The 10,106-nt window shown below is 59.4% G+C and carries 4 protein-coding genes, 2 tRNA genes and 1 pseudogene; 5 read left to right on the top strand and 2 right to left on the bottom strand.

The window, feature by feature from the left end; all coding sequences use genetic code 11:
- Positions 1-438, bottom strand: a pseudogene (locus NW839_RS10450) (diaminopimelate decarboxylase); the annotation flags it as partial.
- A gap of 221 nt (positions 439-659) precedes the next feature.
- Here NW839_RS10450 and NW839_RS10445 point away from each other — a divergent pair.
- The 5 genes from NW839_RS10445 (at position 660) to NW839_RS10425 (ending at position 9,583) form a co-directional block, all read left to right on the top strand.
- Positions 660-745: transfer RNA gene (locus NW839_RS10445), tRNA-Tyr, on the top strand.
- Between the two features lie 8 nt (positions 746-753).
- A tRNA-Thr gene (locus tag NW839_RS10440) sits at positions 754-825 on the top strand.
- A 134-nt stretch (positions 826-959) separates the two neighbouring features.
- Complete coding sequence (locus tag NW839_RS10435) at positions 960-3,749, top strand: cation-translocating P-type ATPase (protein WP_414350147.1); 2,790 nt, start codon at positions 960-962, stop codon at positions 3,747-3,749.
- A 244-nt stretch (positions 3,750-3,993) separates the two neighbouring features.
- Positions 3,994-8,316 carry a PAS domain S-box protein gene (locus NW839_RS10430; protein WP_414350146.1) on the top strand — a complete coding sequence of 1,441 codons (4,323 nt, stop codon included), beginning with the start codon at positions 3,994-3,996 and terminating at the stop codon, positions 8,314-8,316.
- Between the two features lie 34 nt (positions 8,317-8,350).
- A complete protein-coding gene (locus NW839_RS10425; protein WP_414350145.1) occupies positions 8,351-9,583 on the top strand; it encodes a response regulator in 1,233 nt (410 codons plus the stop codon).
- A gap of 35 nt (positions 9,584-9,618) precedes the next feature.
- Here NW839_RS10425 and NW839_RS10420 read toward each other — a convergent pair whose 3' ends face one another.
- The gene (locus NW839_RS10420; protein ID WP_238376723.1) at positions 9,619-9,990 is read right to left on the bottom strand and encodes a HesB/IscA family protein; all 372 of its coding nucleotides are present in this window, start codon (positions 9,988-9,990) and stop codon (positions 9,619-9,621) included.
- Positions 9,991-10,106: the final 116 nt, after the last annotated feature.

Here is a 10,106-nt window from a genome sequence, read left to right as displayed (position 1 = left end):
AGTACAGCCCGTCTCCAGGGCCAAGTTCAGCTCGTCGAGAGACTTGGCGTTGCCGTGCAGATAGAGATCTTCACCTTTGGCCCCCGCCTGCAGGGCCGTGTACAGCTCCCCGCCAGAAGCCACATCCAACCCCAGCCCTTCTTGCAGCGCCAATGCACAGATGGCCAGGCAATTCCAGGCTTTCGTGGCGTACAAAACCCGGGATCCCCCGGCGTAGCAGCGGGCCCAGGTGTCACGGTAAAGCTGGCAGGCGCGGCGCAGCGTCCATTCGTCCAGGATGTAGAGAGGGGATCCAAACTGGCGCACCAGCTCCACCACGTCGCACCCCCCAATTTCCAAGTGCCCCCGGCTGTTGATACGGCTGGTCAAGGGGCGCAAAGACTGGTTGGGAGAAAGGGTCTGCTCTGGATGGGTGGGAGTGCCGAGGGTCGAAATCATGGTCAGGAGTCAGAAAACTGTCTTAAACGATATCAAGTTCCTTATTCAGTTTGTCTTGAAAAGTGCCCAGCCCTAACCCAATCCCTTTATACCCAGCTCTGGGGCTGCCTCGTTCCGCTTCGACTCTGACTCCTCGGTTTTGAGATGGCTGACAATTGGCACAGTGGGAGTGTGTCTGACTTACGCAACACCTTCTGCTATGATGAAAGACCGGTGTCAATGGGTCGATGCCCGAGGGGTTAAAGGGGGCGGACTGTAAATCCGCTGGCTTACGCCTACGTTGGTTCGAATCCAACTCGGCCCACCATTGGCTTTGCCCACGTGGCTCAGTGGTAGAGCACCCCCTTGGTAAGGGGGAGGTCACGAGTTCGATCCTCGTCGTGGGCTTGGCGCTCTGAAGATGATCCCAGCCGCTGGCGCCAGAAGAGCTATGGCCCGAACAACTGGGGAGATGACAAGAATCCTCCCCCTCGAGGGCGGGGAGTATGTCAAAATTCGGCAAGAACCCTTGAGTGGCCGCAATGATCCCACCGGATGGATCCTCCCTTTCCTCTGTCCCTGCTTGGCATAGCCTCACCCTTGCCGCCGCCATCCAGAAGTTGCAGACCGATCCCGATCGCGGCCTCACCACTCAGCAGGTAATCCAGAGGCAGCGGGAGTATGGCCCCAATGAGCTGATCACCTCCTCTGGCCGTAGCTCCTGGCAAGTCCTGCTGGATCAATTCCGCAACGTCATGCTGCTGATGCTGATCGCTGTAGCCGCGATCTCGGCCACTTTGGACTTGCAAGAAGGCGAGTTTCCCAAAGATGCCCTGGCCATTTTGTTGATCGTTGGCCTTAACGGTGGCCTGGGCTATTTGCAAGAAAGTCGGGCGGAAAAAGCGCTGGCGGCCCTGAAAAAACTGGCTTCCCCTACTGTGCGGGTGGAGCGGGATGGCCTGTGGCAAGAAGTTCCAGCCAGCCAACTGGTGCCGGGGGATCGCGTGCTGCTGGAAGCCGGGGTACAGATCCCAGCCGATGGGCGCTTGGCCGAGGCCGTGAACCTGCAGGTGCGGGAAGCAGCTTTGACCGGAGAAGCCACCCCTGTAACCAAACAGGCAGACTGCGTCCTCCCGCCGGATATCGAGCTGGGGGAACGGCGCAACATGGCCTTCATGGGCACCGAAGTGATTCAGGGGCGAGGGATCCTCTTGGTTACTGCCACCGGCATGAACACGGAGCTGGGCAAGGTGGCGAAGCTGCTGCAATCGGTGGAGACCGAGCCCACCCCGCTGCAGAAGCGCATGAGCCAACTGGGCAATGTGCTGGTGTCGGGATCCCTGGCTTTGGTGGCCTTGGTGGTGGGGATAGGGCTGCTGCAAGCCAGGAGTATGGCCCCTTTCACCTCGCTTTTGGAAACTTCCTTGAGCATGGCCGTGGCCGTGGTACCAGAGGGGCTGCCTGCGGTGATCACTGTCACCCTGGCCATAGGCACCCAACGCATGGTGCGCCGCCACGCCCTGATCCGCCGCCTGCCGGCAGTAGAGACCCTGGGATCCGTGACCACCATCTGCTCCGACAAAACCGGCACCCTCACGGAAAACAAAATGGTGGTAACCGACATCATTACCCCCGACCGCCATTACCACGTCAGCGGCACCGGTTACATTCCCAAGGGATCCTTCTACTGCGGCGGCCAGCCCGTAGATCCCGGGAGCGCCCCGGATCTGCAGGCCATCTTGCGGGCCGTGGTGTTCTGCAACGATGCCCTGTTGCAGGCCAGCCTCCAACCCGTTGCCGGTCGCAACCCACGGTCTGCAGTTTCTTCTCCCCCTTCAACGCCCACCTGGTCCATCCTGGGGGATCCCACCGAGGCCGCCCTGCTGGTGGCAGCCGCCAAGGCCAACCTCCACAAAGGCTCTTTACAGGAGCGCTACCCACGGGTGCAGGAGCTCCCCTTCAGCTCAGAACGCAAGCGCATGAGCGTGGTGATCCAAGAAAACGGCGGCTACTGCGTCTACACCAAGGGATCCCCAGAGCTGGTGCTGGAGCGGTGTGATCGTATCCAGAAAGGGGGCACTTGGCAGGAGCTGTCGGAAACCGATCGCCAAGCCATCCTCGGCACCAACAACCGCCTGGCCGCCCAAGGTATCCGGGTTCTGGGGGTAGCCACCCAGAGGCTAGAGCGGATCCCGGACAACGGGGAAGAGGTGGAGCACAACCTGGTTTGGCTGGGCCTGATGGGGATGCACGATGCTCCGCGACCAGAGGCACGAGAGGCCGTGGCCCGCTGCCGAGAAGCCGGGATCCGCACCCTGATGATTACCGGCGATCATCAGCTCACGGCTGTGGCCATTGCCCGGGAGTTGGGCATTCTCGAGTCGGAGGATCAGGCGATTGACGGGCGTACCCTCTCCCGCTTGAGTTTCGAGGAGCTGCTGCAAACGGTACAAACCGTCAGGGTCTATGCCCGCGTCGCCCCCGAACACAAGCTGCGCATTGTCCAGGCCTTGCAAAAGCAAAACGAGTTCGTGGCCATGACCGGGGATGGGGTCAACGACGCGCCTGCTCTGCGCCAGGCGGATATCGGCATTGCCATGGGCATCACGGGCACCGATGTGAGCAAAGAGGCCAGCGATATGGTGCTGCTGGACGACAACTTCGCCACCATCGTGGCAGCCATTGAAGAAGGGCGAGTGGTCTACAGCAACATCCGCCGCTTTGTGAAGTACATTTTGGGCAGCAACATCGGTGAGGTGCTGACGGTGGCTGCTGCCCCCATCCTGGGCTTGGGGGATGTGCCGCTGACACCCCTACAGATCTTGTGGATGAACTTGGTGACCGATGGCCTGCCCGCTCTGGCCTTGGCTTTGGAACCGGCGGAGCCAGGGGTGATGCAGCGCCCCCCCTTCAACCCCAAAGAGAGCATCTTCGCCCAGGGGCTGGGAGCCTACATGGTGCGCATCGGCGTGGTTTTTGCCATCTCCACAATCCTCATGATGGCCATTGTGGAAGCCTACATCCCCCACTGGCGCACAATGGTCTTCACCACCCTGTGTATCGCCCAGATGGGCCATGCGCTGGCCGTGCGCTCCAACGAGAAGCTCACCATCGAGACCAACCCTTTTTCCAACCCCTACCTGCTGGGCGCGGTCCTGACCACTCTGCTCTTGCAATTGGCTCTGCTCTATGTGCCTTTCTTGCGCAGCTTCTTTGGCACAGAGGAGCTAACCCGCACTGAACTTTTGATCTGCTTGGGCTTTAGCACCGTGGTTATGGTCTGGGTGGAGTTGGAAAAACTCTACTGCCGCTGGCGCAAGGGATCCCGCTGACTCTTCACAATTATTTTTCTTCACAATAAAGCATCTTCACAATAAAGAGTCTCTCTCCCTACTGCACCCAGAAACAAAGCTTTGAGCCAAGACTCATTTCCCCAAAAAGCCACTCTTGAGGAATCCTGCCCATTGCATAGAGGCCATTTCCGCAAGTTAGCTGAGCTTCCCCTTTTGACCTCCAAGATAAGCTGGAAAGACTTGCTGGGATACTGTGGAAAGGGGGCAGGAATCTCTGGGTTCTATGCACAGAGAGCTATGGGCGGTAGGGAAAACGGTGGGCCTGGTGGATCCCTCTGGCCTTGCCTTTTGGCTGCTGGGATCCCTCTTCTTGGCTCTCCTGCTGCTTGGCGTCAGCCTGGGGGAAAGTCAGCCGCTTTCTGTCTTCAGAGGGATCCTGGGATCCCTTTCTCGAAGATTTCCCTTCCAACCTCCTAGAGGCACCCCCAGCCCAGAGGCTCGTTTTCGGGCAGCCTTGGAAGCCAGCTTGGATGCTATTTACCTGCTGGAGGCGGTGCGGGATCCCGTTACCCGCGAGATCCGCGACTTTGTCTTTGTGGATGTCAACGCCAAGGGGGAAGAGCTCATTTCCCTCCAGCGCCGGCAGATCATCGGCCAGCGGCTGTGCGAGCTGCTGCCCATCAACCGCTGGGGGGGCTTTTTTGAGAAATACAAGCGAGTGGTGGAAACCGGCATTCCTCTGGAAGAGGAGTTCCCCATTTCGGGGCAGCCGGGCTTGAAGGCCAGTTGGATCCATCACCAAGTGGTGCCGGTGGGAGACGGGATCCTCATCACCAGCCGCGACATCAGCGAGCGGGTCAAGATGGAGCGGGCTCTACAGGAAAGCGAGTCTCGCTACCGCGCCCTCTACGAGGCCATTCCCGACTTGATTTTTGAGCTCAGCGCCGAGGGAGTCATTCTTCATTGCAAGCCTTCCCCTTACGTTCCCACCCGACATCCGCCTGAGTTTTACGTGGGTTGCCGCGCCCAAGACGTGTTTACTGGCTCGCTGAAAGAGCAGTATCCATCTCTGGCGGAGGGGGCCTTGGTCAGCCAGACGCCGCAGTACCTAGAGTACGAAGTTGAGATTGAGCCGGGGATCCGCTGCTATCGGAGAGCCTGCGTTGTCGCTCACGGGAGAGACAAAATTTACATCCTGGTGCGGGATATCACCGAGCGGAAACAGGCGGAGTTGGCCCTTAGAGAAATGGAAGCCACCCAGCGGGCCATTCTCCAAGCCATCCCCGACCTTATTGTTCGCCTGAATCGCCAGGGCATCTGCCTGAGTTTTATTTCCGGAGGCGATATCCATCTCTACACTCCAGCCGAGCAGCACTTGGGCCGATCCCCCCGGGAAATTCTGCCGCTGGAGCTGGCCGAGCAGCGGCTTTTCTATGTTCAGCAAGCCCTGGCCACCCAAACCCAACAGCGCTACGAGTACAGCATTGAAGTTCAAGGGGAGGTACGCTACGAAGAGGCCCGCATTGTCCCTCTCAACAGCCAGGAAGTCCTGGCAATCGTGCGGGATATTACAGAAGCCAAGCAGGCAGAGCTGGCCTTGAAAGCCGCTGAACAGGTGCAGCGAGCCATTCTAGAAGCCATTCCCGACTTGATCTTCCGCCTGGATAGCCAGGGCATTTGCTTGAGCTTTGTCTGGGGGGGCGAGGTTGTTCCCTATAGCTCACCCGACACCTACGTGGGCCGATCCCTGCAGGAGCTTTTGCCACCGGAGTTGGCCGAGCGGCGGCTTTTCTTTGTTCAGCAGGCTATAGCTACCCAGACGCGGCAGCGCTACGACCAAAGCATCGAGATTGAAGGGGAGACCCGCCACGAAGAGGTGCGCATTGTGCCCCTCAACCCCCAAGAGGTGGTGGTGATCGTCCGCGATGTTACCGACAGGGTGCGATCCCAGCAGGCCGTCCAGGAAAGCGAGCAGAAGTTCCGGGCTCTGTTTGAGAATGCCGCTGTGGCCATCCTCATCCGCCATGCAGAGACGAGCGAGATCCTGGAGGCCAACTCCCAAGCCATTTCGGCCTATGGCTTCTCCAGCCTGGAGGAGCTGCGGGCCTTCGACGCTTCCGAGCAGTCTCCCTATCGCCAGGCTCTTCGGGGCGGGGAGTTCTCGCTGCAGTCCTACTTGGAGCAAGCCCGCCAGCAGGGATCCGCCCGCTTTGAGTGGCAATGGCAGCGGCAGGATGGCCGAGTTGTCTGGGAAGACGTGTTTGTGCAGCCCCTTGTCTTGCGCGGGATCCCGTGTTGGGTGTTTACCGCGGTGGACATCACTGCCCGCAAGTCGGCAGAAGCGGAGCTGGAGCAGTTTTTCTCGGTGGCTCTGGATTTGCTTTGCATTGCCGATGCCCAAGGGTACTTTCGCCGTCTTAACCGAGCCTGGGAGACTACGCTGGGCTATTCTCTGCAGGAGCTGCAGAGCCGACCCTTTTTGGAGTGGGTTCACCCGGAAGATGTCCCCGCCACACAGGCCGCCATGCAGCAGCTTGTCGAAGAGAAACGGCTGGATCACTTCGTCAACCGCTACCGCACTCAGGACGGCAGCTATCGCTTCATCGAGTGGCGAGCCTCTTTGGCCGGATCCCTGATCTACGCCGCCGGACGGGATATCACCGTAGCCAAGCTGGCAGAAGAGCAGATGAAAGCAGCCAAGGAAGCAGCCGAAGCCGCCAGCCGCGCCAAGAGCGAGTTCCTGGCCACCATCAGCCACGAGATCCGCACCCCCATCAACGCCATTTTGGGGATGACCAGTTTACTCCTGGACACCTCCTTGGATCCGCAGCAGCAGGATTGGGTACAGACCATCCGCTATGGAGGCGAGGTGCTGCTGAACCTAATCAACGACATCCTCGATTTCTCCAAGATCGAGTCCCAAAAACTGGAACTGGAGGAAATACCCTTTTCCTTGCCGCAGTTGGTGGAAGAGCTGCTGGATTTGATGGCCGCCCAAGCCCAGAGCAAGGATCTGGAACTGGTGGCCTGGGTGGATCCCAACCTGCCGCCAACCTTGATAGGGGATCCCAACCGGCTGCGCCAAATCCTGGCCAACCTGCTCAGCAACGCCATCAAGTTCACCCCCCAGGGAGAGGTAGTGGTGACGGTCGAGGCAGGGGAGAGGGATCCTGAAAAGCAATGGGTCAACGTTCAGGTGCGGGATACAGGCATTGGCATTCCCCCCGAAAAATTGGATCGCCTCTTCAAGCCCTTCAGCCAGGTGGATAGCTCCATCAGCCGCCAGTTTGGGGGCACCGGCCTGGGCTTGGCCATCAGCCAGCGTCTCTGCCAGCTCATGGGGGGAGCAATCGGGGTGGAAAGTCAGCCGGGCCAGGGATCCACTTTTCGCTTTCGCATCCCCCTAAAGAGGCCAGACCAGGAGCTGTTGCCAACCGCCGCACCGGATCCGTGCTTGGCCGGCAAGCGGGTTTTGCTGGTGGAAGACAACGCCAGTCAACGGCAGTTGCTATCCCGACTGCTGAGCGCTTGGGGCATGGAGGTAACCTGTTGTGCCTTGGCGGCAGAAGCCCAGGCTGCAGTTAGAACTCGTCCTTTTGACCTGGCCCTTCTGGATGCCACCCTGCCAGACCGGGATGGCTTGACCCTGGCGGCTGACCTGCGGAAAGCGCAACCCCACCTGTTGCCCATAGTGCTGACGGGGCGCAACTTCCTCTCCACAGCAGACCCTCTCCCCACTTTGGCCAAGCCGGTCAAAGCCTCCCAACTGCGGAAGCTGCTGCTGGGGCTTGTGGGAGAAAAAGCTCCTTCCTCCTTATCTTCCTCTCCCGCCGCTCCTCCCTCCATTTGGGACGCGACCCTGGCCAGCCGCTACCCGCTTCAGATCCTGGTGGCAGAGGATAACCCGGTTAACCAGAAGGTGATTCGCCTCATGCTGGAGCGATTGGGCTACCGGCCCGACATAGTCGGCAACGGTCTGGAAGCCGTCCAAGCTCTGCGCCTGCGACCCTACGATCTGGTGTTGATGGATATGCAAATGCCGGAGCTGGATGGTCTTGCGGCCACCCGTCGCATCCGCGCTGAACTGCCTCCTGAGCGCCAGCCTCGCATTGTTGTCCTCACGGCCAATGTGTTTTCGGAAGGCCGTGCTGCTGCCCAAGCTGCCGGGGTAGATGGCTATCTAACCAAACCCTTGGAGCCGGCTACCCTAGTCCGGGTTCTTCAGGGATCCCTTCCCCTTCCCATCCCGGCCAGCCAAGAAGAGGATCCGCCCCTCGACCCCGTTATCCTCGCCCAGATGCGGGCAGTCTTCAGCTCTCCAGAAGCCTGGCAGGAGATGATCCAAACCTACCGGCAGGACAGCGAAGCTCTATTGGGATCCCTGCGGCAGGCCCTAGAGCAGCGGGATCCCCAAGCCATTGCTCGGTTGGCCCACCGCCTCAAAGGCGGCAGCAGCACCCTGGGCGCCAAACGTCTGGCCGAGCTGTGTCAGCAGTTGGAAAAGCTGGTTCATGCCGAGCCAGCCAGTTCTGTAAAATGGGATACTATAGAGCAAGCCGTGCAGAAGCTGGAGGTGGCATATCGGCAAGTTATCCTCAGTCTCTGAGTGCAGAGCTTTTCTCCCTCTCCTCTCGATGCCTATGCTGAGGCCCAATCCCCACCCTCCGGCCAGCTCGCCGGCGGTTCCTGAGGCCCAGGCGGGATCCCCCTCTCCTGAAAAGAAGCCGTTGTTGTTGATCGCGGACGATGAGCCCAGCCAGCGACTCTTGGTTCGCTACGCCCTTGAGCGAGAAGGCTACCAAGTCCTGGAAGCCAGCAGCGGCGAAGTCTGTCTGCAGCTAGCCGCTCAACACCCAGTGGATATGGTCTTGCTGGATGCGGTCATGCCGGATGTGGATGGGTTTGAGTGCTGTCGCCGCCTCCATGCTCAAAACTCGGATCTGCCCATTCTCATCGTCACGGCGCTGGAAGATGAGTCCTGCGTGGATGAAGCCTTTGCTGCCGGGGCCAGCGATTACATTTCCAAACCCATTCGCTGGTCGGTTTTGAAGCGGCGCATCCGCCACCTGATCCAGGCCAGCCAAGCCCAACGCCACCTGCGGGAACTCAACCAAGCCCTAGAAGCCAAGGTGCAAGAACGCACTGCCCAGTTGGCCTGCCAGGTGCAGGATCTGCAGCAGCTCAACCGCCTCAAGGATAGCTTTCTGGCCAGCGTTTCCCACGAGCTGCGCACTCCCCTCACCAAGATCAAGTTGGCCCTGGAACTGTTGGGCCGCACTCCTCTCAACGAGAAGCAGTGCCAATACCACCGCATCGCTTTGGAAGAGTGTCAGGCTGAAATTGAGCTGATCAACAAGTTGCTGGATCTGCAGAGCCTAGAAGCCAAAGAGTTGAGCTCTGCGGCTGCCGCCATCGATCTCCACAGCTTTTGCACAAGCCTGCTCGACGGGGTGCGAGAACGGGCTCAAGCCCGGCAACTGAAGCTGGAGATGGCAGAGCTGACCTCATTCCCGGCAGTGCTCTACAGCTACCCGCAGCGGCTAACCCTGATCCTGAAGGAACTGCTGGAAAATGCCTGTAAGTTCACCCAGCCGGGCGGAACCCTCCGCTTAGAGGGGCAAGCCTTTCCCGGTGGGGTTGAGTTAAGAGTCGGCAATACCGCCCAAATCGAGCCTGAACACCTGCCCCACCTTTTCGAACGCTTTTACCGTGTGCCCTCTGAGGATCCCTGGGCGCAACCGGGCAGCGGCCTTGGACTGGCCTTGGTGAAGCAGTGGGTGAAGTATCTGCAGGGCCAAATCCGGGTCACCAGCCAGAAGGGATGGACTTGGTTTGTCCTTTGGCTGCCCAGCCTAGAGCCCTCCAACCGTTGACGCCCAAAGGCGGGTGGGAGGCAGCGATTGAGACTTTAGTGACCAACGACAGCAGCAGTCTCAGCAGTGGCAAAGGAGGTGCCACACCCACAGCTAGCTATTGCATTGGGGTTCCTGAAGCGGAAACCGCCCCCCAGCAGATCCTCGGAAAAGTCGACGGTGGTGCCGCTGATCAAGGTCATGCTCAAGGGGTCCACTGCCACCTGGATATCCCCAAAGTCGAAGGTATGATCGTCAGGGTTGGCCTGAGACTCGAAGTTCATCACATAAGAGAGGCCAGAGCAGCCGCTCGGCTTGACCCCCAGACGCAGGATGGGCTGGGATCCCTCTTTTTCGTACTTGCTGCGCAGGCGCTTCAACTCTTGGATGGCGCTATCGGTCAGGGTGATCATGACGAGAAGGCTCAAGGGTACGTTCTACTCCCCATCCTATCAAGGGTTTTTTCTCGGCCAGCGAGAGCATGACTCTAGTCAATAATAAGCTCAACTATACTGAAAATAATGTATAATATGTTCAGTACGGA

This window comes from Synechococcus sp. R5-15 (assembly GCF_047462035.1).
GTDB lineage: Bacteria > Cyanobacteriota > Cyanobacteriia > Thermostichales > Thermostichaceae > Thermostichus.
Note: the sequence above shows the minus strand (reverse complement) of the source record. Positions and strands in the feature narration are given on the sequence as shown.

Excerpts from the sequence above, each read along its gene's own strand:
- NW839_RS10425 (WP_414350145.1), top strand. The coding sequence starts at position 8,351 with ATGCTGAGGCCCAATCCCCACCCTCCGGCCAGCTCGCCGGCGGTTCCT.
- NW839_RS10430 (WP_414350146.1), top strand. The coding sequence starts at position 3,994 with ATGCACAGAGAGCTATGGGCGGTAGGGAAAACGGTGGGCCTGGTGGAT.
- NW839_RS10435 (WP_414350147.1), top strand. The coding sequence starts at position 960 with ATGATCCCACCGGATGGATCCTCCCTTTCCTCTGTCCCTGCTTGGCAT.